This window comes from Methylibium sp. T29, from assembly GCF_000576205.1.
GTDB classification, from domain to species: Bacteria; Pseudomonadota; Gammaproteobacteria; order Burkholderiales; family Burkholderiaceae_C; genus Methylibium; species Methylibium petroleiphilum.
In genome coordinates this window covers 1-21,242 of sequence record NZ_AZND01000045.1, presented here as the reverse complement: position 1 = coordinate 21,242, position 21,242 = coordinate 1, and the positions used below count along the sequence as shown (strand labels likewise).

General features: G+C 69.4%; 22 protein-coding genes, 1 other RNA gene and 1 pseudogene. 3 read left to right on the top strand and 21 right to left on the bottom strand.

The window, feature by feature from the left end; all coding sequences use genetic code 11:
* From x551_RS08280 to rnpB, 13 genes are all read right to left on the bottom strand, one after another.
* A partial coding sequence (locus tag x551_RS08280; protein WP_036248111.1) for a UDP-N-acetylmuramoyl-L-alanyl-D-glutamate--2,6-diaminopimelate ligase occupies window positions 1–1,209 on the bottom strand: 1,209 nt, incomplete at its 3' end.
* Entirely contained in the window at window positions 1,209–3,032 is a 1,824-nt protein-coding gene (locus tag x551_RS08275; RefSeq protein WP_231497615.1) for a penicillin-binding protein 2, read from the bottom strand. The genes x551_RS08275 and x551_RS08280, both read right to left, overlap by 1 nt.
* Window positions 3,029–3,334: a cell division protein FtsL gene (ftsL, locus tag x551_RS08270; protein WP_011828055.1), complete on the bottom strand. Its 306-nt coding sequence runs from the start codon at window positions 3,332–3,334 to the stop codon at window positions 3,029–3,031. Before ftsL ends, x551_RS08275 begins: the two co-directional genes overlap by 4 nt.
* Complete coding sequence (gene rsmH, locus x551_RS08265; RefSeq protein WP_011828054.1) at window positions 3,331–4,287, bottom strand: 16S rRNA (cytosine(1402)-N(4))-methyltransferase RsmH; 957 nt, start codon at window positions 4,285–4,287, stop codon at window positions 3,331–3,333. Before rsmH ends, ftsL begins: the two co-directional genes overlap by 4 nt.
* A gap of 5 nt (window positions 4,288–4,292) precedes the next feature.
* Window positions 4,293–4,733 carry a division/cell wall cluster transcriptional repressor MraZ gene (locus tag x551_RS08260; RefSeq protein WP_011828053.1) on the bottom strand — a complete coding sequence of 147 codons (441 nt, stop codon included), beginning with the start codon at window positions 4,731–4,733 and terminating at the stop codon, window positions 4,293–4,295.
* Window positions 4,734–5,031: 298 nt separating this feature from the next.
* Window positions 5,032–6,051 carry a TRAP transporter substrate-binding protein gene (locus x551_RS08255; protein WP_036231906.1) on the bottom strand — a complete coding sequence of 340 codons (1,020 nt, stop codon included), beginning with the start codon at window positions 6,049–6,051 and terminating at the stop codon, window positions 5,032–5,034.
* Between the two features lie 98 nt (window positions 6,052–6,149).
* Entirely contained in the window at window positions 6,150–7,430 is a 1,281-nt protein-coding gene (locus tag x551_RS08250; protein WP_036231904.1) for a TRAP transporter large permease subunit, read from the bottom strand.
* A gap of 18 nt (window positions 7,431–7,448) precedes the next feature.
* Complete coding sequence (locus tag x551_RS08245) at window positions 7,449–7,997, bottom strand: TRAP transporter small permease (RefSeq protein ID WP_036231903.1); 549 nt, start codon at window positions 7,995–7,997, stop codon at window positions 7,449–7,451.
* Window positions 7,998–8,118: 121 nt separating this feature from the next.
* Window positions 8,119–8,973: a class II aldolase/adducin family protein gene (locus x551_RS08240; RefSeq protein WP_036231901.1), complete on the bottom strand. Its 855-nt coding sequence runs from the start codon at window positions 8,971–8,973 to the stop codon at window positions 8,119–8,121.
* Between the two features lie 128 nt (window positions 8,974–9,101).
* A complete protein-coding gene (locus x551_RS08235) occupies window positions 9,102–10,007 on the bottom strand; it encodes a LysR family transcriptional regulator (protein WP_036231900.1) in 906 nt (301 codons plus the stop codon).
* Window positions 10,008–10,023: 16 nt separating this feature from the next.
* A complete protein-coding gene (locus x551_RS08230; protein WP_036231898.1) occupies window positions 10,024–10,494 on the bottom strand; it encodes an SRPBCC family protein in 471 nt (156 codons plus the stop codon).
* Window positions 10,495–10,569: 75 nt separating this feature from the next.
* Entirely contained in the window at window positions 10,570–11,784 is a 1,215-nt protein-coding gene (locus x551_RS08225; protein WP_036231897.1) for a multidrug effflux MFS transporter, read from the bottom strand.
* A gap of 51 nt (window positions 11,785–11,835) precedes the next feature.
* An RNA gene (gene rnpB / locus x551_RS23380) (RNase P RNA component class A) lies at window positions 11,836–12,174 on the bottom strand.
* A gap of 57 nt (window positions 12,175–12,231) precedes the next feature.
* Here rnpB and cysK point away from each other — a divergent pair.
* A pseudogene (gene cysK, locus x551_RS08220) lies at window positions 12,232–13,151 on the top strand (cysteine synthase A).
* 10 nt (window positions 13,152–13,161) lie between these two features.
* Here the strand turns inward: cysK and x551_RS23375 are convergent.
* Complete coding sequence (locus x551_RS23375) at window positions 13,162–13,917, bottom strand: NYN domain-containing protein (protein ID WP_051511904.1); 756 nt, start codon at window positions 13,915–13,917, stop codon at window positions 13,162–13,164.
* Window positions 13,918–13,948: 31 nt separating this feature from the next.
* On the bottom strand, window positions 13,949–14,995 hold the full coding sequence (gene pyrC, locus x551_RS08210) for a dihydroorotase (RefSeq protein ID WP_036231896.1): 1,047 nt from the start codon (window positions 14,993–14,995) through the stop codon (window positions 13,949–13,951).
* Window positions 14,996–15,154: 159 nt separating this feature from the next.
* Here pyrC and x551_RS08205 point away from each other — a divergent pair, with 159 nt between their 5' ends.
* Window positions 15,155–16,045 (top strand): DUF4394 domain-containing protein, encoded by an 891-nt coding sequence (locus tag x551_RS08205; RefSeq protein WP_036231895.1) that lies wholly within the window; start codon window positions 15,155–15,157, stop codon window positions 16,043–16,045.
* Window positions 16,046–16,063: 18 nt separating this feature from the next.
* Here x551_RS08205 and x551_RS08200 read toward each other — a convergent pair whose 3' ends face one another.
* The 6 genes from x551_RS08200 to x551_RS08175 all read right to left on the bottom strand — a co-directional run bounded on the left by x551_RS08200 (window position 16,064) and on the right by x551_RS08175 (window position 21,030).
* A complete protein-coding gene (locus x551_RS08200; RefSeq protein ID WP_011828046.1) occupies window positions 16,064–16,798 on the bottom strand; it encodes an amino acid ABC transporter ATP-binding protein in 735 nt (244 codons plus the stop codon).
* 13 nt (window positions 16,799–16,811) lie between these two features.
* Complete coding sequence (locus x551_RS08195) at window positions 16,812–17,480, bottom strand: amino acid ABC transporter permease (RefSeq protein ID WP_011828045.1); 669 nt, start codon at window positions 17,478–17,480, stop codon at window positions 16,812–16,814.
* Between the two features lie 78 nt (window positions 17,481–17,558).
* On the bottom strand, window positions 17,559–18,299 hold the full coding sequence (locus tag x551_RS08190) for an amino acid ABC transporter permease (RefSeq protein WP_036231894.1): 741 nt from the start codon (window positions 18,297–18,299) through the stop codon (window positions 17,559–17,561).
* A 131-nt stretch (window positions 18,300–18,430) separates the two neighbouring features.
* On the bottom strand, window positions 18,431–19,324 hold the full coding sequence (locus x551_RS08185) for an amino acid ABC transporter substrate-binding protein (RefSeq protein WP_011828043.1): 894 nt from the start codon (window positions 19,322–19,324) through the stop codon (window positions 18,431–18,433).
* Between the two features lie 131 nt (window positions 19,325–19,455).
* Window positions 19,456–20,427: a LysR family transcriptional regulator gene (locus tag x551_RS08180; RefSeq protein ID WP_011828042.1), complete on the bottom strand. Its 972-nt coding sequence runs from the start codon at window positions 20,425–20,427 to the stop codon at window positions 19,456–19,458.
* Window positions 20,428–20,469: 42 nt separating this feature from the next.
* Complete coding sequence (locus tag x551_RS08175) at window positions 20,470–21,030, bottom strand: YaeQ family protein (protein WP_036231891.1); 561 nt, start codon at window positions 21,028–21,030, stop codon at window positions 20,470–20,472.
* A gap of 13 nt (window positions 21,031–21,043) precedes the next feature.
* On the opposite strand from x551_RS08175, the gene x551_RS08170 reads away from it, so the two are divergent.
* Window positions 21,044–21,242: hypothetical protein (locus x551_RS08170; protein ID WP_036248115.1), on the top strand; the 199-nt coding region annotated here is incomplete at its 3' end.

Here is a 21,242-nt window from a genome sequence, read left to right as displayed (position 1 = left end):
CATCAGCGGGCGCTTGCTGGCGTCGCGGTTGCCGCCGCAGCCGAACACGCACAGCAACCGGCCGCCGCGCGCCGCGGCCAGCGGACGCAGCGCACCGAGCGCCTTCTCCAGCGCGTCGGGGGTGTGCGCGTAGTCGACCACCACCTCCGGCTGCGGGGCGACGCCCGCGTCGCCGTCCACCTTCTGCATGCGGCCCGGCACCGGCGTGAGCTGCGGCACCACGCGCACCGCGTCGGCCAGCGGTACGCCCAGCGCGCGCAGGCCGCCGATCACGGCCAGCAGGTTGGCGGCGTTGTAGTCGCCGATCAGGCGGCTGCGCACCGGCAGGGCAGTGCCACCCTCGTAGAGCGTGAACGCGAGCCCGCCGTCGACATAGCCGAGGTTGCGCGCGCGCAGCCGCACGTCGTCGCGCTCGAGCGAATAGGTCCAGAGTTCGGGCACGTGGCCGGCCAGGCTGCGTGCCAGTTCGGCGCCCTGGGCATCGTCGAGGTTGACCGCAGCGGCCTTCAGCCCGGGCCAGCCGAACAGCACGCGCTTGGCGGCCCAGTAGGCGTCCATGCTGCCGTGGTAGTCGAGGTGGTCGCGGGTGAAGTTGGTGAACAGCGCCACCTCGATGCGCAGTGCCGCGAGCCGGTGCTCGACGATGCCGATCGACGAGGCCTCGATCGCGCAGGCCTCGAAGCCGGCGTCGGCCATGCGGCGCAGCCCGCCGTGCAGCGTGACCGGGTCGGGCGTGGTGAGGCCGGTGAAGTCGATGTGCGTCTCGCGGCCGGGCAGCGGCGGCTCGCCGATGCCGAGCGTGCCGACCACGCCGCAGCGCCGGCCCAGCAGGCTCAGCGCCTGCGCGGTCCACCACGCGGTGGAGGTCTTGCCGTTGGTGCCGGTGGTGGCCACCACCCGCAGCTGCTGCGACGGCTGGCCGAAGTAGGCGTCGGCAATCGCCCCGGTGGCGGCCTTGAGCCCGGGCAGCGCGCCGATGCGTGCGTCGTCGAAGCCGTGGGCGTCCACCCCCTCGGCCTCGACCAGGCAGGTCGCCGCACCGGCGGCCAGCGCGGCCTTCACGAAGCGGCGGCCATCGGTGGCATGGCCGGGCCAGGCAATGAAGGCATCGCCGCGCTGCACCAGGCGGCTGTCGGTGCGCAGCGTGCCGGTGGTCCATTCCTGGAGCCAGCGGGCCGCGGCGGCGGGTGAACGCAACGCGGTGAGCATCAGAAGCTCTCCTCCACGGCGTCCTCGTGGCGCGCCACGATCTGCGGCTTGACGTCGAGATCGGGCGAAACACCCATCGCATGCAGCGTCTTCTGCACCACCTCGCTGAACACCGGTGCGGCGACCTCGCCGCCGAAGTACTTGCCGGCGTTCGGCTCGTCGACCATCACCGCGACCACGATGCGCGGCTTGTCGATCGGCGCCAGGCCGACGAACCAGGCACGGTACTTCTTGTCGGCGTAGCCCTTGCCTTCCTGCTTGTGCGCGGTGCCGGACTTGCCGCCGACCGAGTAGCCGATGGTCTGCGCCTTGGGGCCGGTGCCGCCGGGGCCCGCCGCCATCTGCAGCATGTGGCGCACATCGCGCGCGACCTCGGGCGAGAACACGCGCACGCCGGCGCCGGGCTGCTGCGCGCGGGTGATGCTGACCGGGATGAGCTCCCCGTCGCGCGCGAACACGGTGTAGGCGCGCGCGAGCTGGAACAGGCTGGCCGACAGGCCGTAGCCATAGCTCATGGTCGCCTTCTCGATCGGCCGCCAGGTCTTGTAGGGACGCAGCCGGCCGGTGACGGCGCCGGGGAAGTCGATCTGCGGCTTCTGGCCCAGGCCGATGGCGCTGAAGGTCTCCCACATCTCCCGCTCGGAGAGCAGCTGGGAGATCTTCACGGTGCCGACGTTGCTCGATTTCTGGATCACCTGCTCGACGGTGAGCGCGCCGTGCGGGTGGGCGTCGCTGATGGTGCTGCCGGTGACGCTCATGCGGCCGGGTGCGGTGTCGATCACCGTCGAGGGCGACACGCGTCCGGCCTGCAGTGCCTCGCCGATGATGAAGGGCTTCATGGTCGAGCCGGGCTCGAAGGTATCGGTCAGCGCCCGGTTGCGCAGCTGCGCTCCGCTGAGGTTGCGGCGGTCACCCGGCGTGTAGCTCGGGTAGTTGGCCAGCGCCAGCACCTCGCCGCTCTGCACGTCGAGCACCACCACGCTGCCGGCCTTGGCCTTGTGCTCGGCCACCGCGTCACGGATGCGCTGGTAGGCGAAGAACTGCACCTTGGTGTCGATCGCGAGCTCGATGTCGCGACCGTCGACCGGTGGCACGCGCTCGCCGATGTCCTCGACCACGCGGCCGCGACGGTCCTTGATGACGCGGCGACTGCCGTCGCGGCCGGCCAGGTCGGACTGGAAGGCGAGTTCGATGCCCTCCTGCCCCCGGTCCTCGACGTTGGTGAAGCCCACCACGTGGGCCGCCGCCTCGCCCGCCGGGTAGCGCCGCTTGTACTCGGTGAGCTGGTGCACGCCCTTGAGGTTGAGTGCGCGCACCTGCAGCGCCACCGAGTCGTCGACCTGACGGCGCAGATAGACGAAGTTCGGGTTGTCCGCCAGGCGCTTCTCCAGATCGCCGACCGACATGCCGAGCAACTTGGCGAGCTGGCGCTTCTCGGCAGAGGTGGCGGTGACGTCGCGCGGGATGGCCCACAGCGTCGGTGCCTCCACGCTGGAGGCGAGCAGTTCGCCACCGCGGTCGGTGATGCGGCCGCGGTTGGCCGGCAGCTCGAGCTTGTGCGCGTAGCGGCTCGCGCCCTGCTGCTGGTAGAACTCGGTGCCGATCACCTGCACGTAGACCGCGCGGCCGAGCAGCAGCAGGAAGCCGGCACCGACCAGAGCGACCAGGAACTTGGAGCGCCACGGCGGCGTCTTCGACGCCAGCAGCGGACTGCTCGCGTAGCGCACGCTGCGCGCGCTCACGGCACCGCTGGCGGCGCGTGCACCGGGCCGGCGGGAACCGCCCCGGCCGAGGCGGCCCAGCCATTCGCGCCAAGCGCTCATCGGCGCAGCTCCGCGACATCAGGCGCCGGCGCAGCGGCCACCGGCACCACCACGTACTCGGTGACCGCCGGTGTGGCGCTGCGCATGCCGAGGCGCTCGCGCGCGACCTTCTCGACACGCAGCGGCGTGGACTGCGCACGCGCATCGACCAGCAGCCGGTCGTGCTCGCTCTCGAGCTTGAGCGCCTGGGCCTGCGCGCGATCGAGTTCGGCGAACAGACGGCGCGACTCGTAGGACACCTTGACGAGGTAGAGCGAGCTGCACACCAGCGCGATCAGCACCACGATGTTGAGGCGTGTCATGCGGCGATCCCCACGTCGGTCCGTTCGGCCACACGCAGGATGGCCGAGCGCGCGCGCGGATTGGCTGCCACCTCGTCGGCGCCGGGCTTCAGGCGCGCCAGCGCGCGCAGCCGCATCGGCGCCGGCGGCGCGAACGGCGCCCGGCGGTCGACCACCGCCTTGCTGTGACTCGCGATGAAGGTCTTGACGATGCGGTCCTCGAGCGAGTGGAAGCTGATCACGACCAGCCGGCCGCCCGGCTTCAGGCATTGGAGTGCCGCCGCCAGGCCTTGTTCGAGCTGCGTCAGCTCGGCGTTGACGAAGATGCGCAGCGCCTGGAAGGTGCGGGTGGCCGGGTTCTGCCCGGGCTCGCGGGTCTTGACCGCCTGCGCCACCAGCTCCGCGAGTTCCTCGGTGGTGCGTACCGGACGGCCGGCCAGGCGGCGCGCCACCAGCGCACGGGCGATCGCGGTCGCGAAGCGCTCCTCGCCGTAGTCGCGGATCACCGCCGCGATCTCGCGTTCGTCGGCGCGCGCCAGGTAGTCGGCCGCGCTCTCGCCACGCGTCGGGTCCATGCGCATGTCCAGCGGACCGCTGGCGCGGAAGCTGAAGCCGCGCTCCGGGTTGTCGATCTGCGGCGAGCTCACACCGATGTCCAGCAGCAGGCCGTCAATGCGTGACACGCCACGCGCCGCCAGCAGCGCCGGCAGCTCGCTGTAGGGCGCGTGCTCGATGTGGAAGCGCGGGTCCGTGACCCGCGCCGCGCCCGAGGTGGCGTGCGCCACCGCGTCGGGGTCGCGGTCGATCGCCAGCAGGCGGCCCGCCGCGGACAGCTTCGACAGGATCAGCCGCGAGTGCCCGCCGCGGCCGTAGGTGCCGTCGACGTAGTAGCCGTCCGGCGAGTGCACGAGCGCATCGACCGCCTCGTGCAGCAGGACGGTGGTGTGCTGCCAAGGCCCGACTCCCTGGTTCATCGCCGTCAGAACGAGAAGTCGCCCAGGCTCTCGGGCAGCCCCTGCTGCATCACCTCGGCCTCGTGGGCCTGGTAGCGCTGGACGTCCCAGAGTTCAAAATGGCTGCCCATGCCGAGCAGCATCACGTCCTTGACCAGACCCGCTGCCTGGCGCAGTTCGGGCGAGACCAGCACGCGCGAGCTGGCGTCGATCTCGACGTCCATCGCGTTGCCGAGGAAGATGCGCTTCCAGCCCTCGGCGCGCAGCGGCAGCGCCGCGACCTTGTCGCGAAAGCCCTCCCACGCCGGGCGTGGAAACACCAGCAGGCAGCCGACCGGATGCTTCGTGAGCGTGAGCCGGCCCTGGGCCAGCGCGCCCAGCACATCGCGGTGGCGCGCCGGGACGGCCAGCCGCCCCTTTGCGTCGAGCGCGAGCGCCGAAGCCCCCTGAAAGACTATTTCTGCCACGAAATCCCACTAAAGTGCACTTTGCTCCACTTTAGCGGACCCCCTCGGGCGGGTCAACCAGAGATGTAAGGAAATCTCAATGAAATCAAGCACTTAGGCGTGATTTCTGATGCACAAAAAAGAAAATGTCGTTCTAAAAGAAGGACTTGCGGAGCCCTCTGGAAGTGAAAGATGAACTCGCTTGCTAACTGGGGGGTGCCAGCTTGCCTTGAAATGAAAGAACGCCGCGGAGCGAAGCTCCGCGGCGTTCTGGACCGGCCCGGACCGCGCGCCGCCGGCAACGGCGGCGGCGGGCCTACTACTTCACCCGCACCCGGTCGATCTCGGCATAGACCGTCTTGACAACGTCCTCGCCGATCTCCTTGACGTACTTGTCGGTCACCGGCTTGACCTTCTCGCGCATGCGCGCGCGCTCCTGCGCGGAGATCTCGGTCACGGTGACGCCGTTCTTGCGAACCTGCTCCAGCGCCTTGGTCTCCATCTCGCGCGAGACCTTGCGCTGCTCGACGCGGGCCTCGTTGGCGGCCTCGAGCAGGACCTTGCGCTCGTCGGCCGAGAACTGATCCCAGGCCTTCTGGCTGAACAGCACGACCAGCGGGTTGTAGACGTGGCGCGTCAGCGAGAGGTGCTTCTGGACCTCGTCGAACTTGTTGGTCTGGAAAGCCACCACCGGGTTGTCCTGGCCGTCGACAGCGCGCGACTCCAGCGCGGCGTAGAGCTCGGTGAAGGCCATCGGCACCGCGTTGGAGCCGAGCGCGTTGAAGGTCTCCAGCATCAGCGGGGCCTGCAGCGCGCGCAGCTTCAGGCCCTGGAAGTCCTCGGCCTTGGCGATGGCTCGGCGGTTGTTGGAAACGTTGCGGAAGCCGTGGTCCCAGTAGGCCAGGCCCACCAGGCCGCTCGGCAGGCGCTCCATGAACTTCTTGCCCACCGGGCCGTCGAGCACCGCGTCGGCCTCGGCGAAACTGTCGAACAGGAAGGGCAGGTCGAAGGCGCCGAACTCCTTGTTCAGGCCCACCAGCAGGCCCGGGGGCAACGTGGTCAGGTCGAGCGTGCCGCCCTGCAGCGCCGAAACGGTCTGCAGGTCGCCGCCGAGCATGCCGTTCGGGAACAGCTTCACCTTCATCTTGCCGTCGCTCTTCTTGGCGACGATGTCGGCGAACTTCTGCGCGCCATAGCCCATGTGGCTTTCCTTGGGCTGCACGAACGAGAAGCGCAGGTTACGCTCCTTGATGTCGGCCGCCTGGGCCTGCAGGCCCGTCAGTGCGAGCGCCGGCGCCGCGACCAGCCCGAGCAGCAGGTGCTTGAAGATTCGCTTCATCTTGATGTCTCCTAGGGGAAAGGGTGGCCGCCCGGAGACGGCCTGGGTGAGCGCGCGCCCGGGGCGCGCATCGGAACGGGAGAGATGGCTCGCCGCGCTCAGCCGGCGAGCCAGCGCGCCGGGACGGTGACGATCGAGGGGAACAGCACCAGCAGGAGCAGCACCACGAACTGCGCCGCCATGAAGGGCAGCACGCCGCGGGCGACCTCGTCCATGCGCATGCGTCCGACGCCGGCCACCACGTTCAACACCGTGCCCACCGGCGGCGTGATCAGGCCGATCGCAGCGTTCATGATGAACAGCACGCCGAAGTAGACCGGGTCGATGCCGGCCGCCTTGACCACCGGCATCAGCATCGGCGCCATGATCAGGATGGTCGGCGTCATGTCCATCGCGGTGCCGATCGCGATCAGCATCACCATGATCACCAGCAGCAGCAGCGTCGGGCTGTCGGTCAGCGGACCGAGCAGCTCGATCAACTGGCCCGGCAGGTCGGCCACGGTGATCAGCCAGGCCGAGACCATGGCGGCGGCCACCAGGAACATGATCACCGAAGTGGTCTTCGCGGCCGCCAGGAACACGTCGTAGAGCTGGCGGATGTCGAGCTCGCGGTACACCACCGTGGCCACGAACAGCGCGTAGACGGCGGCCACCACCGCGGCCTCGGTGGGCGTGAACACGCCCATCTTCAGGCCCACCAGCACGATCACCGGCAGCATCAGCGCCCAGGTCGACTCGCGCAGCGCGGTCCAGCGCTGCGCGGCGCTCGCCTTGGGTGGCGGTGCGCTGCCCTCGCGGCGCGCCACCAGATACCAGGTGCTCGCGATCGCGATGCCCATCATCAGGCCCGGCACGATGCCGGCCAGGAACAGCTTGCCGATCGAGACATTGGCGGCCACGCCGAACACCACGAAGCCGATCGAAGGCGGGATGACCGGCGCGATGATGCCCGCCGAGGCGATGAGGCCACCGGCACGCGCCTTGTCGTGGCCGGCGCGCACCATCATCGGCAGCAGCAGCGCGGCGAGTGCGGCGGTGTCCGCCACCGCCGAGCCCGACAGCGCCGCCATCAGGCAGGCCGCGAGGATGGTCACGAAGCCCAGGCCGCCGCGCAGGTGTCCGACCAGCGTGAGCGCCAGTGTCACGATGCGGCGCGACAGGCCACCGACGTTCATGATCTCGCCTGCGAGCATGAAGAAGGGCACCGCCAGCAACGGGAAGCTGTCGGCGCCGTTGATCACGTTCTGCGCCAGGATCTGCGCGTCGAGCAGGTCCATGTGCCACATCAGCGCCAGGCCGCAGACCAGCAGCGCGAATGCGATCGGCACGCCCAGCGCCATCGAGCCGAGCAGGGAACCGAGGAAGATGGAAATCGTCATGTCGCTTGCTCCGCGGGCTCAGGCGACGGCAGTCGACTTCTCGGCCGGCGGCAACACCGCCGCCTCGGCCGAGTCGTTCAGGGTGACCAGGTCCTGCGCCGACACGCGGCCCGACACCAGGCGGGCCAGGTCGACCAGCAGCATCAACGCGACCGACACGCAGAACACCACGCCCACGCCGTAGTACAGCGCCATCGACACGCCGGTCACCGGCGTCCTGACGCCCAGGTTGATGACCGCCTGCTGCCAGCTGCCGATCAGGAACACGCCCGTCGCCAGCAGCATCAGCAGGTGGGCCAGGATCGCGCAGGCGCGCTGCGCGGTCGGCGGCAGCGAGCGCACCAGCGCGTCGAAGCCCAGGTGCAGCCGCTCGCGCACCGCGACGATCGCTCCCAGGAAGGTTAGGTAGACGAACAGCAGCCGCGAGACTTCCTCGGACACGGTGATGCCCGAGTTGAAGCCGTAGCGCAGCACCACGTTGCCGAACACCAGCACCACCATGACCGCCAGGCAGAGCACCGTGACGATCTTCAGCAGCCGGAAATAGGCCTCGACGATTCCTTGCATCTCTTGTCTCCTTCTGGGCCGCCGCTCCGGCGCGGCGCTCGTGGCGCCGCGCGGACGACGGTCGCGGCGGCACCGCAACCGGTGCCGCCGTAGCCTGTCCGTCCTGGGTCGTCGGGACAGATCAGTCGAACAGGTCCGGCTGGTGGCAGACCAACTGGTCGTAGATGGTCTGGAAGTGCAGCCACCCGATGTAGTCGCTGCCGACGTGCTCGCGGCTGTAGCGCGCACGCTGCTCGGTCACCGGCACCGGCTTGTGTCCGCTGGCGTCGACCAGCAGCTGCTGGCGGCAGCAGCGTTCCAGCGCGATGAACCAGAAGCACGCCGAGTCGATGCTGTGGGTGCTGCTGGAGAACAGGCCGTGGTTCTGGTGGACCACCGCCTTGACGCCCTTGAAGTAGTCGGCCACGGTCAGGCCGGCACGCTCCTCGACCGCTACCTGGCCGGCCTCGCTGCGGATGACGCGGTGATCCTCGAAGAACGCACAGGCGTCCTGGGTGATCGGCTCGAGGTCGCGACCCAGCGACGCGAAGGCGGTGCCGTAGACCGTGTGCGCGTGGCACATCGCCAGGATCTCGGGGTGCGCCTCGTGCACCGCGGCGTGCAGCACGAAGCCGGCACGGTTCACCGCATGGGTGCCCTCGACCACCTTGCCCTTGTGGTCGACCAGGATCAGGTTGCTGACCTTGACGTTGGAGAAATGCACGCACATCGGGTTCGTCCAGTACAGCTCGGGGAACTCGGGGTCGCGGATCGTCAGGTGGCCGGCGAAGCCGTAGTCGAAGCCCTGCAGCGCGAAGGCGCGGCAGGCCGCGGCCAAGCGCTCCTTGCGGTGCTGGCGTTCCTTCGCGTGGGTCTCGAAGATCGGCAGCTCCGGGAAGATCAGGCCTTCCTGGGTCGGCTGGTAGATCGAGACGCGCGGCTTCGCCGTCGTGGCCTGCTGCGGCCGGGTCTCGGTCCGTTCGATCGTCTCTTGCATGATTTTCCTTACGTCAACGGGTGGCACCAAAGGTTGATGCAAGGCTAAGAGAGGTCGAATGGACGACCAAGAGCGTGGCGCCGATAAAACCTATCGCCGCCCGCAATAGATCGGCGGGCTGGCGGGGGTCAGTCCCCCCAGGGCGGCGTCGCGAACACCTCGCACAGGTGGTCGACGAAGGCCCGGATGCGCGGCACCAAGCGGCGCTCGGGCAGGAACACGACGTGGATCGCTGTGTCGTCGGTGGCCTGGTAGTCGGCCAGCAGCGGCACCAGCACGCCGCGCCGGATGGCCGGCAGCGCCAGGTGCTCGGCCAGCCGCATCACACCGACGCCGGCCACGCACATCTCGAACAGCGCGGTGCCGTCGCTGCTGCGGAAGCTGCCCTGCACCGGCACCTCCTGGGGCACGCCGTTCACCACGAACGGCCAGCGGTTCAGGTGATCCATCGGGCCCTGCCACAGCAGGCAGTTGTGGCGCCCCAGGCCCAGCGGCGTGACTGGCGCGCCGTGGCGCTCGATGTAGGCCGGCGAGGCCACCACCACGCGCTGCAGCTTGCACAGCCGGCGGCTCAGCAGCGAGGAGTCCTGCAGCCGGCCCATCCGCACCGCGATGTCGAAGTTCTCCTCGATCAGATTGGCGAGAGCGTCCGACATCGACAGGTGGACCGCGATGCGCGGGTAGGCCGCCATGAAGGCCGGCAGCTGCGGCACGATCTGGTCGATGCCGAAGGCGCGCGGCGCGGTCACGCGCAGCTCGCCGGTCGGCTCGGGCGAGCGCACCGCCGACTCGGCGAAGTCGATCTCGTCGAGCAGGCGGCGGCACGAGGCGAGGAAGGCCTCGCCCTCGCTGGTAAGACGCTGGGTGCGCGTGGAGCGGTGGAGCAGCTGCACGCCGAGCCGGCGCTCCAGCGCGGTGAGCGTCTGGCTCACGAAGGGCTGGCTCACGCCCAGCAGGTTGGCCGCGGCGGTGAAGCCGCCCGCGTCGGCCACTGCGCGGAACACGCGCATCTCCAGCAGGCGGTTGTCCTTCATCCGACGCCGCCTCTCGTCACCCGGCCAGCCGGCCCTGCGCCTGCCATTCGCGCAGCGTGCGCAGCATGTCGCGGTCGAGCTCCAGCCAGGCCTGCTGCCGGTAGCCCTGCAGCGCCTTCTCCTCGGCGGACCCCGCGTCGTCGGTCTCGTAGACGAAGCGCAGGAACAGCGCGCCGGGCGCCGGCTCCTCGATCGTCACGGTGAGCCGGACCGGCGCGGCGCCCTCGTGCGGCTCGGGCGTGAAGACGATGCGCTGCTCGGGTTCGAGCTGCACCGTGTCCTCGAAGCGCAGTGCGCCGAAGTGGACGCTGCGCCGGCGTTCGCGCGCGTGGGCCCCGGCGCGAGCCTCGCAACGGTCGGGGCCGAGGGGGAACTGCTGCGGCGATTCGACGCGCACCAGCAGGCCGCGCCACAGCTCGGCACGGCTCATCGGCGGCACCCGCGGGTCGGCAGGGTCGGTGACTTGGAGCAGGTGTTCGTAGCGCATGGCGGGAGAGCCGAGACAGTCAGGTCTGCATGATGCCTGCGGCGAGCAAGCCGTGCCCCGTCGCACCGGGGCGGGTCAAGCCACGGTGGGCAGCCGCGACCTGACCCACAGCCAGGATGCGAGCCCGATGCTCATCAGCCCCATCGACGCCAGCGCCAGCAGCAGCGTCGAGTGCATCACCAGCGGCGCCAGCAGCCCGGCCACCAGCGCATTCGCGCTGGCCGCGAGGCAGGACTGCATCGACGAGGCCATGCCGCGCCGCTCGGGCACCAGGTCGAGGACCATCAGCGTGACCACCGGCACCATCAGCGCCCAGCCGAACGAGAACACGCCGATCAGCGGCAGCGCCCACCAGGCCTGGGCCGGCATCAGTGCGTTGGCGATCACGTTGACGATCGACACCGCGACCATGACGCGGAAGCCGCGGCGGATCTGGCGCTGCGGCGGCAGCTTGCCGGCCAGCCGCCCGCTCCACCAGGCGCCGCCCATGATGCCGCCGATGGTGAACAGGAAGAACCAGAAGAACTGCTGCGGCGCCAGGCCCAGGTGCTCGCCCACGAACACCGGCGCCGACAGCACGTAGAGGAACATGCCGTTGAACGGAATGCCGCTGGCCAGCGCAAGCAGCACGAAGCGCCCGCTGCTGCCCATCTGCCAGTAGCCGCGCAGCAGGTGGCGCACCTTGAACGGCTGCCGCGCGCCGAGGTGCAGCGTCTCGGGCAGCAGCTTCCAGTTGGCGATCCACAGCGCCACGCCCACGGCGGTGAGGAACCAGAAGATCGCATGCCAGCCGGCGTGCACGAACAGCAGCCCGCCGATGATGGGCGCGATGGCCGGCGCGGCGCCGAAGAAGATCGTGACCTGCGACATCACGCGCTGCGCGTCGGCCGGCGGGAACATGTCGCGGATCACCGCGCGCGACACCACGATGCCGGCCCCGGTGGACAGGCCCTGCAGCAGCCGGAAGAACACCAGCTGGCCGATGGTCTGCGACAGCGCGCAGCCGGCCGAGGCGACCGCGAACACCGCCACGCCCCACAGCACCACCGGCCGGCGACCGAAGCTGTCGGACAGCGCGCCGTGGAACAGGCTCATCACCGCGAAGCCGATCAGGTAGATCGACAGCGTCTGCTGCATCTGCAGCGGCGTCGCGTCGACCGATGCCGCGATGCCGGTGAAGGCCGGCAGGTAGGTGTCGATCGCGAACGGCCCGAGCATGGCCAGGCAGGCAAGCAGCACGGACAGGGCCCACAGGGGCGCGCGCCAGAGCGTTTGGGCGTCGGGGTTCATCGGGTCCAGTGTGGCCGCGCCGTACCGGAGCGCGGCGCGTCGAACGAATAAGTGTGAAGCGGGCCGATAGGCCGGATTCTGTGCGGCCGCGGCGCCTTGCGGCGTCGCGGCCGTGACCGCCATTCCTCTGGGCCGCCCCTCGCGGGAACGGCTCGGTGCCACCTACCCGCCAGCTCCGCGGAGCCACATCGACGCTGGCCTATTTGGTGTTGCTGCGCGCAGAGATTGCCCGTTTCACCCCGGACGGCTACGCCGCCCGGACTCGTCTCTGTTGCTCTGATCCTCACCTTGCGGTGGACAGCCGTTGGCTGCTGCGCTGCCCTGTGCAGTCCGGACCTTCCTCCAGCACGGCCTTTCGGCCGGTGTGCCAGCGGCGGTCTGGCCCACTTCACCGATGGATTATCGTTGCAGCCGCGAGCACCGTCCGCCCAACGCTGAGGAGACCCCATGAAAGCCAACACCGTCCTCGACACCATCGGCAGCACCCCGCACATCCGCATGCAGCGGTTGTTCGGCGCAGGGCACGAGGTGTGGATCAAGTCCGAGCGCAGCAACCCCGGCGGCTCGATCAAGGACCGCATCGCGCTGTCGATGGTCGAGGCGGCCGAACGCGACGGCCGGCTGCGCAGCGGCGGCACGATCATCGAGCCGACCTCGGGCAACACCGGCGTCGGCCTGGCGATGGTGGCCGCGGTCAAGGGCTACCGGCTGGTGCTGGTGATGCCCGACAGCATGAGCGTGGAGCGCCGCCGCCTGATGCTGGCCTACGGCGCGAGCTTCGTGCTGACGCCGCGCGAGCAGGGCATGAAGGGCGCGATCGCCAAGGCCCAGGAACTGATCGCCGCGACACCCGGTTCGTGGATGCCGCAGCAGTTCGACAACCCGGCCAACATCGACGTGCACGTGCGCACCACGGCGCAGGAGATCCTGGCCGACTTCCCGCAGGGCCTGGACGCGTTGATCACCGGCGTGGGCACCGGCGGGCACATCACCGGCTGCGCGCAGGTTCTGAAGGCGCAGTGGCCGCAGCTCAAGGTGTTCGCGGTGGAGCCGAGCGCCTCCCCGGTCATCTCGGGCGGCAAGCCGTCTCCGCACCCGATCCAGGCATCGGCGCCGGCTTCGTGCCGACCAACCTGCACACCGCGCTGCTCGACGGCGTGATCCAGGTCGAGGCGGAAGCGGCCCGCGAGATGGCGCGGCGTTCGGCACGTGACGAAGGCCTGCTGGTGGGCATCTCGTCCGGGGCCACGCTGGCGGCGATCGCCCAGAAGTTGCCCGAGCTGCCGGCCGGCAGCCGTGTGCTGGGATTCAACTACGACACCGGCGAGCGCTATCTGTCGATCGAGGGCTTCCTGCCGGCCGAGTGAGGGCTCGCGGCTAGGACCGCAGCCGGACCTGCTCCGGCTTATCGGCCGGCAGCATCTCGAAGTGCGGCTCGAGTCGCTTGAACAGCGCCGACGGCCGGCCGTTCTTCTTCAGCACGCCGCTGTCGTGCAACGCCTTGCCGGCGGCGTTGAGCCGCATGGCCCGGCCTTGGCGCAGGTCGGGGCAGGCGTCCAGCACGGCCTCGACCTCGGCCGGGAACGCCGGCGGCGCGGGGGGCACCACGACGGCGGGTTTCGCGGGACGGGCAGTGGATTTCGCCACCCGCGGCTTCGCCACCGCCTTCGAAGCGGTACCGCGCGCAGCCGGCCGGGCCGCGCCGAGGACATGGAATTCATCGTAGACGCGCAGGTAGTCGCGCTCCACGTCCTGGGCCGTCTTGCCGTGCTGGCCGTAGCCGACGACGCGGCAGCCCAGCTCGCGCAGGCGCACGATCAGCGGCGCGAAGTCGCGGTCCGAGGACACCAGCACCACCTCGTCCGCCGGCTGGCGCAGCACCAGCTCGACCGCGTCGATGGCCAGCGCGAGATCGGTCGCGTTGGGGCCGGCGAAGGTGCTGGGCAGAAAACGGATCGCGTGATCCTGCGACAGCGCCGCGAACTCGGTCGCCTTCTGCACGCTGCCGTAGGCGCGGCGATGTTGCAGCACGCGGCCGGCCGCCTGCAGTCGCTCGATGACCTCGGCGACCAGCTCGACCTTCACATTGTCGGCATCGATCAGCAGCGCGGTGCGGATCGTCGGGGTCGTCATGGCGTCTCCTGGGCCGCGGATGCGGCGTTCTTCACTCGACCTGCCGCCAGGCCAGCGACTCGCCGCCGCGCAGCGGCTTGAGCGTCGCTTCGCCGAACGGCAGCGTCTCGGGTGGCGTCCAGGCCTGCCGACGCAGCGTCACCGTGCCGGCGTTGCGCGGCAGGCCGTAGAAGGCCGGACCGTGGACGCTGGCGAAGCCTTCCAGCCGATCCAGCGCGCCGGCGGCGTCGAAGGCCTCGGCATACAGCTCCAGCGCACTGAACGCGGTGTAGCAGCCGGCACAGCCGCTGGCGTGCTCTTTCAGGTGGGCCGGATGCGGTGCGCTGTCGGTACCGAGGAAATAGCGGTCGCTGCCCGAGGTGGCGGCGGCCACCAGCGCCTCGCGATGCAGCTCGCGCTTGAGCACCGGCAGGCAGTAGTAGTGCGGCCGGATGCCGCCGGTGAAGATCGCGTTGCGGTTGTAGAGCAGGTGGTGGGCGGTGATCGTGGCCGCGGTGTGCGGCCCGGCTTCGGCCACGTACTGCGCGGCCTCGCGGGTGGTGATGTGCTCGAACACGATCTTCAGGGCCGGGAAGTCGCGCCGCAGCGGGATCAGCTGGCGGTCGATGAACACCGCCTCGCGGTCGAACAGGTCGATCTCGGCGTCGGTGACCTCGCCGTGCACCAGCAGCGGCAGGCCCTCGCGCTGCATCGCATCGAGCGTGGCCTGAGTCTTGCGCAGGTCGGTCACGCCGGCATCGCTGTTGGTGGTGGCGCCCGCCGGGTAGAGCTTGACGGCCGCGACGCCGGCCGCCTTCGCGCGGCCGATCTCCTCGGGCGGCATGTTGTCGGTCAGATAGAGCGTCATCAGCGGCTCGAACGCCAGGCCCGCGGGCACAGCCGCGAGGATGCGCTCGCGGTAGGCCAGCGCCTGGGCCGCGGTGGTGACCGGCGGCTTGAGATTGGGCATGATGATCGCGCGGCCGAACTGGCGCGCGGTGTGCGGCACGACGGCCGCCAGCGCGGCGCCATCGCGCACGTGCAGGTGCCAGTCGTCGGGCCGACTCAGGGTCAGGATGTCCGGGGCAGCAGAACTCATGCGCTGGATTGTCGCCTGCACGCGCGACGGCCCCGCGGCAGCGCCCGAACTGGCCGGGAAGCGTTGCGCTGTTCCGGCGATCACGACCGCGGCCGGCCCGGCAGCATCCGCGACCGGGCCGTCAGGCCCCTGCCCACGAACCTTCACCGGAGACCCTGGATGACCCGAACCTTCCTCGCCGCCGGCGTGCTGGCCACGCTCGCGGCGGCTGGCTGTGCCGTCATGGCGCCCTCCACCGACGAACCGCTCGGCCCGCCGGCCAAGGAAACCATCGTCGCGGTCGATGCCGAGCAGCGCTTGCTGCGCTTCAACGCCGGCCAGCCGCAGAAGCTGCTCGACCGGCGCACCCTCACCGGCCTGCAGCCCGGCGAGCGGGTGCTCGGCCTCGACTACCGCGTCGCCCGCGGGCAACTGTTCGCGCTGGGCAGCAGCGGCCGGCTGTACCGCATCGACACGGCCAGCGCCGCCGCCACGCCGGTCGGCTCGCCGCTGGCCATCGCCTTGCAGGGCAGCGAGTTCGGCGTCGACTTCAACCCGACGGTGGACCGCCTGCGCATCGTCAGCGACACCGGCCAGAACCTGCGGCTGCACCCGGACACCGGGGCCATCGTCGACGCCGACCCGAAGACCGAGGGCACACAGATCGACGGCCCGCTCGCCTACGACGCCGCCGACGTCAACGCCGGCCGCACGCCGGCCGTGGTGGCCGCCGGCTACACCTACAACCAGCAGGACGAGAAGCTCACCACCAACTTCGCGATCGACGCCCGCCTGGGCGTGCTGATCACGCAGGGCAGCCGCGAGGGCGTGCAGCCCGCGGTGTCGCCGAACACCGGCCGGTTGCGGACGGTGGGCCCGCTGAACGCCGGCGCCTTCGAGCGCGCCAGCTTCGACATCGGCGACGTGAACAACACCGCCTATGCCGCCCTCACCGACCACGACGGCCAGGTGTCGCGCTGGGTGCGGATCGACCTCGCCACGGGCGCCGCCACGGCCATCGGCCGCATCGCCGGTGGCCAGCCGGTGGTCGGGATCGCGATCGAGCCCTGAGCCGCGGGGCGCCCGGCTTCAGTGCTGCAGGATCTTCGACAGGAAGTCGCGCGCGCGCGGGGAGCGGGCCGAGGGATCGCCGAAGAAGTCTTCCTTCTTGCAGTCCTCGCAGATCTTGCCCTGGTCCATGAAGATCACACGGTGGCTGACCTTGCGCGCGAAGCCCATCTCGTGGGTCACGCACATCATGGTCATGCCCTCGTTGGCCAGCTGCACCATCACGTCGAGCACCTCGCCCACCATCTCGGGGTCGAGCGCCGAGGTCGGCTCGTCGAACAGCATCACGATCGGGTCCATGCTCAGCGCGCGGGCGATGGCCACGCGCTGCTGCTGGCCACCCGAGAGCTGGCCGGGGAACTTGTCCTTGTGAGCGATCAGGCCCACGCGCTCGAGCATCTTCAGGCCGCGCTTCTTGGCCTCGTCGGGGTTGCGCTTGAGCACCTTGATCTGCGCGAGGGTCAGGTTCTCGGTGACGCTCAGGTGCGGGAACAGCTCGAAGTGCTGGAACACCATGCCGACGCGGGAGCGCAGCTTGGGCAGGTCGGTCTTCGGGTCGGCGATGCTGATGCCGTCGACGACGATGTCGCCCTTCTGGAACGGTTCGAGCGCGTTCACGGTCTTGATCAGCGTGCTCTTGCCGGAGCCCGAGGGCCCGCACACCACCACCACCTCGCCCTTCTTGACGTTGGTGGTGCAGTCGGTCAGCACCTGGAAGCTGCCGTACCACTTGCTGATGTTCTTGATGTCGATCACGGCGCTCTCCTGATCAGCGGATGATGGCGATCTTCTTCTGCAGCCGGCGCACGAGCATGCTCAGGCTGAAGCAGATCACGAAGTAGACGACGGCGGCGACCAGGTAGGTCTCGACCGGACGGTTGAAGTTCTTGCCGGCGACCTCGAAGCCCTTGAGCAGGTCGTAGGCGCCGATCGCGTAGACCAGCGAGGTGTCCTGGAACAGGATGATGGTCTGCGTCATCAGCACCGGCAGCATGTTGCGGAAGGCCTGCGGCAGCACGATCAGCTGCATGCTCTGCGAGTAGGTCATGCCGACCGCGTAGCCGGCATAGACCTGGCCCTTGGGCACGCTCTGGATGCCGGCGCGCATGATCTCGGAGTAGTAGGCCGCCTCGAACACCGTGAAGGTGATGATGGCCGACAGCTCGGCGCCCATCGGCCGCCCGATCAGCAGCGGGATCAGCAGGAAGAACCACAGGATCACCATCACCAGCGGGATGGAACGCAGCGTGTTCACGTAGAACGCCGCCGGGACCACCAGCCACTTCTTGCCCGACAGCCGCATCAGCGCCAGCAGGGTGCCCAGCACGATGCCACCGACCATCGCGATCAGCGTGAGCTGCACCGAGAAGACCAGGCCCTTGAGGACGAAGCCGGAGACGACGTCCCAGTTCAGGAAGGAAAAATCGAGGTTCAGCATCTCAGGCCTCCCGCCGGGCCGCCCCAAGGGCAGGCCGAGCCCCCTTGGGGGGAAGGAGCAAAGGGACGTGGAGGTTCATCATTTGCCTCCCGCCATGCCGGGCACGCGCAGGCGTTCCTCGACGACCAGCATGATGCGGTTGATGGCGAAGGCCGAGATGAAGTACAGCGCCGTCACCGCCAGGTAGACCTCGACCCCGCGCGAGGTTTCCTCCTGCGCCTGCATCGCGAACATCGTCAGCTCGGCGATGCTCACCGCGAACGCGACCGACGAGTTCTTGATGATGTTCATCGACTCGCTGGTGAGCGGCGGAATGACGATGCGGAACGCCATCGGCAGCAGCACATGGCGGTAGGTCTGGCCCAGCGTGAGGCCCATCGCGAGGCCGGCGTAGCTCTGGCCGCGCGGCAGGCTCTGGATGCCCGCCTTGACCTGCTCGGCAATGCGCGCCGAGGTGAAGAAGCCCAGCGCAAACACCACCAGCACGAAGCTGGGCACGCTGCGCAGGCTGGTGAAGAGCGACGGGATCACGTGGTACCAGAGGAACACCTGGACCAGCAGCGGGACGTTGCGGAAGATCTCGGTCCATGCATTGCCCAGGAACACCAGCCGCTTGTCGGGCAGCGTGCGCAGGATGCCGACCAGCGAGCCGACCACCAGCGCGACCAGCAGCGCCAGCAGGGCCACCGACAGCGTCCAGCCCCAGGCCGAGATCATCCAGTCGAGATAGGTGATGTCGCCGCCGCTGCCGAAGCAGCGGGGGATGACCTCGCCATCGAGGGTGTTCTTGCAGAACACCTGCCAGTCCCATGTGGCCACGAGGCCTCCCTTTCCTGGGGTGTGCGAGCGCGCTTGCTGCGCCCGACGGAGCGGCGCGGTTGGGTTGTACCCTTATCGCGCGCCCGACTCAAGCCGGGGCAATGCTGCTGCCCCGGCCCGGCCTGCCTGGATCACTTCTTCGCGTAGTCTTCCATCGGCTTGTTGTTGGGGTGCTTCAGCGTGTCCTTGAGGGTGTCGCTCATCGGCAGGCCGACTTTCGCGCCGGTGGGCGGCGTCGGCTGCATGAACCACTTGTCGTAGAGCGCGTTGATCTCGCCCGACTTCACCATGCCGGCGATCGTGGCGTTGACCAGCTTCAGCAGCGCCTCGTCGTCCTTGCGCATCATGATCGCGATCGGCTCGACCGACAGCACCTCGCCGACGATCTTGAAGTCCGCCGGATTCTTGCTGCGCGCGATCAGCCCGGCCAGCAGGCTGCCGTCCATCACGAACACGTCGGCGCGGCCACTGTCGACCAGCAGGAAGCTGTCGGAGTGGTCCTTGCCGAACACTTCCTTGAACTCCATGTTCTCGGCCCGCTTGTTCTTGCGCAGCGTCTGCACCGAGGTCGTTCCGGTGGTCGTGGCCACCGTCTTGCCCTGCAGGTCGGCGATCGACTTGATGCCCGAGCTGGTCTTGACCGCCATCCGCACTTCCTCGACGAAGGTGGTGTTGGCGAAGGCCACGTCCTTCTGGCGGGTGGCGTTGTTGGTGGTCGAGCCGCACTCTAGGTCGACGGTGCCGTTCTGCACCAGCGGGATGCGGTTCTGCGATGTCACCGGCTGGTAGTTGACCTTGAGCTTGCGGCCGACCGCCTTCTCGATGTCCTCGACCGCCTTCTCGCAGATCGCCACGTGGTAGCCGACGTACTTGGCACCACCCAGCGTGTACGACAGGACACCGGAGGACTCGCGCACACCGAGGGTGATGGCGCCGGAGTCCTTGACCTTCTTCAGGGTGTCCTCGGCCTGGGCGAGGCCGGTGGCGGCCAGCGCGGTCACGAGGATCAAGAGCGATTTCTTCATGAAGACTCCTTGTGGGGATCGGTAACGGAAGAGCAAAAATCTACAGGAGGCTCGGCGTGCAGGCCATACGGGGTCGCCACAGGTGCATCGCCCCGGAACGCGAGCAGGGTTCGTGCCATACCCCGTGCGGCTCAGGCCGCTGCCCGCGGCGCCGCGCCGGCCGACAGCGGCCCGGCGCCGGCCTGCAACAGGTGTGCCCACAGCGCCCGGACGCCCGGCTTGACGTGCTTCGCGACCTCGGGGCGCTCGCGGTAGATGCGCACCTCCATGCTGAGTTCGAAGCTGCCCGACGGCGCGGCCGGCACCAGCTTGCGCGTCTTCAGCTCCTTGCGCACCGAACTGGCCGGCAGGAAGGCCAGGCCATGCCCCTCGAGCGCCATCGCCTTCAGGCCCTCGGCCATGTCGGTCTCGTAGATCGGGTCGAGCAGCACCGGCAGCGGGGTCTGCTTGATGATCAGGTCCACCAGCTGCCCGAGGTAGGCGCCGCTGGCATAGCCCAGGAAGGGCACCCGCTCGCGCTCACGTCCGGGCAGGCGGAACAGCGGCTCGCCGTCCGGCCCGGCCTTGGCGTAGGCGCGCAGCGACTCCTCGCCGAGCGTCAGCATCTCGTAGCGGTCGGTGTTGAGCTGCAGCGGCTGCGCCGGGTGGTGGTAGGCGATCAGCAGGTCGCAGCTGCCCTCGGTCAGGCGCAGCACCGCATCGTGCACATTGAGTGCGATCAGGCGGCTCTTCAGCGCACCGGATTCGCGCTTCAGGTCGCGGTTGAGCTCCATGATCCAGTGCGGAAAGAAGGCGAATGCCAGCGTGTGGGGCACCGCGAACTCGATCATGTCCGGCCCCGCGGCCCGGTGACCGCGCAGCAGGTTGCGGGTGGCCTGCAGCGCCACCAGGATCTCCAGGGCCTGGGCGTGGAAGCTCTCGCCGGCCGGCGTGAGGCGGGTCGGGTAGGACGAGCGGTCGACCAGATCGGTGCCGGCCCAGGCCTCCAGCGCCTGGATCCGGCGCGAGAACGCCGGCTGGGTGACATGGCGCAGTTGGGCCGAGCGCGAGAAGCTGCGCGTCTCGGCCAGGCTCACGAAGTCTTCCAGCCACTTGGTCTCCACGCGCCGCAGTGTAGCCAGCGCCCGGCGCTTCGCGGCGCCGGTTCAACGGAGCACGGCTTCCTTCAGCTCCACCAACTCCACCTCCACGGTCGCGTCGCCATCGCCGAGCCAGACCGTCCCGTCCTGCACCGTGCACTGCAGCCGCATGCTGCGGCGGGCCAGCAGCGCGAGCGCCGTGCTCGCCTCGGCCGGGACCTGGCGAACGCGCAGGTTCGCCAGCTTCTCCAGCGGCCCGCGGTTCTGCCCCCACCACAGGCTGCCGTTGCGGCCGTAGATGTACAGCACCACCTCGCGCGAACGGTGGCTGGCCTTGCGCACCCATTTCTCTTCCGGCTGGCCGACATCGACCCACAGTTCGATGTCGCCGACCAGGCTGCGCCGCCACAGATCGGGCTCGTCCATCTCGGTCATCGCGTTGGCGAAGGACAATGGCGCCTGATCCTCGCCTTCGGCATGCAAGGCGTAGGCGAGCAGCCGCACCATCATCCGCTCGTCGTTCTCCGACGGGTGCTGGGCCAGCGTCAGCGCATGGGTGCCATAGTGGGCACGGTCCATGTCGGCGACCTGGAGTTCGGCCTTGAAGACCGTTGATTTGAGAGCCATGGAGAGTGTCGCGATGCCGAGCAAGAAGTTCGATCTGGAGAAGGACAAGGCCAAGAAGACCCTGGGGCGGCTCTCGCAGTCTGGCACACCGCAGCGCTTCGGCGCGGCGGCCCTGCCGGCGCTCGACCGGCGTGAACAGCGCCGTCTGGACCAGGCGGCCGGGCTGGTGCCGTTCGCCACCAAGCTGCCAGCCCCGCTGGTGGCGGCGCTCC

What these genes read in the sequence shown, in the direction of transcription:
- x551_RS08275 (WP_231497615.1), bottom strand. Translation starts at nt 3,032, where the DNA reads ATGAGCGCTTGGCGCGAATGGCTGGGCCGCCTCGGCCGGGGCGGTTCC.
- ftsL (WP_011828055.1), bottom strand. Translation starts at nt 3,334, where the DNA reads ATGACACGCCTCAACATCGTGGTGCTGATCGCGCTGGTGTGCAGCTCG.
- rsmH (WP_011828054.1), bottom strand. Translation starts at nt 4,287, where the DNA reads ATGAACCAGGGAGTCGGGCCTTGGCAGCACACCACCGTCCTGCTGCAC.
- x551_RS08255 (WP_036231906.1), bottom strand. Translation starts at nt 6,051, where the DNA reads ATGAAGCGAATCTTCAAGCACCTGCTGCTCGGGCTGGTCGCGGCGCCG.
- x551_RS08250 (WP_036231904.1), bottom strand. Translation starts at nt 7,430, where the DNA reads ATGACGATTTCCATCTTCCTCGGTTCCCTGCTCGGCTCGATGGCGCTG.
- x551_RS08245 (WP_036231903.1), bottom strand. Translation starts at nt 7,997, where the DNA reads ATGCAAGGAATCGTCGAGGCCTATTTCCGGCTGCTGAAGATCGTCACG.
- x551_RS08240 (WP_036231901.1), bottom strand. Translation starts at nt 8,973, where the DNA reads ATGCAAGAGACGATCGAACGGACCGAGACCCGGCCGCAGCAGGCCACG.
- x551_RS08235 (WP_036231900.1), bottom strand. Translation starts at nt 10,007, where the DNA reads ATGAAGGACAACCGCCTGCTGGAGATGCGCGTGTTCCGCGCAGTGGCC.
- x551_RS08230 (WP_036231898.1), bottom strand. Translation starts at nt 10,494, where the DNA reads ATGCGCTACGAACACCTGCTCCAAGTCACCGACCCTGCCGACCCGCGG.
- x551_RS08225 (WP_036231897.1), bottom strand. Translation starts at nt 11,784, where the DNA reads ATGAACCCCGACGCCCAAACGCTCTGGCGCGCGCCCCTGTGGGCCCTG.
- x551_RS23375 (WP_051511904.1), bottom strand. Translation starts at nt 13,917, where the DNA reads ATGACGACCCCGACGATCCGCACCGCGCTGCTGATCGATGCCGACAAT.
- pyrC (WP_036231896.1), bottom strand. Translation starts at nt 14,995, where the DNA reads ATGAGTTCTGCTGCCCCGGACATCCTGACCCTGAGTCGGCCCGACGAC.
- x551_RS08205 (WP_036231895.1), top strand. Translation starts at nt 15,155, where the DNA reads ATGACCCGAACCTTCCTCGCCGCCGGCGTGCTGGCCACGCTCGCGGCG.
- x551_RS08195 (WP_011828045.1), bottom strand. Translation starts at nt 17,480, where the DNA reads ATGCTGAACCTCGATTTTTCCTTCCTGAACTGGGACGTCGTCTCCGGC.
- x551_RS08185 (WP_011828043.1), bottom strand. Translation starts at nt 19,324, where the DNA reads ATGAAGAAATCGCTCTTGATCCTCGTGACCGCGCTGGCCGCCACCGGC.
- x551_RS08175 (WP_036231891.1), bottom strand. Translation starts at nt 21,030, where the DNA reads ATGGCTCTCAAATCAACGGTCTTCAAGGCCGAACTCCAGGTCGCCGAC.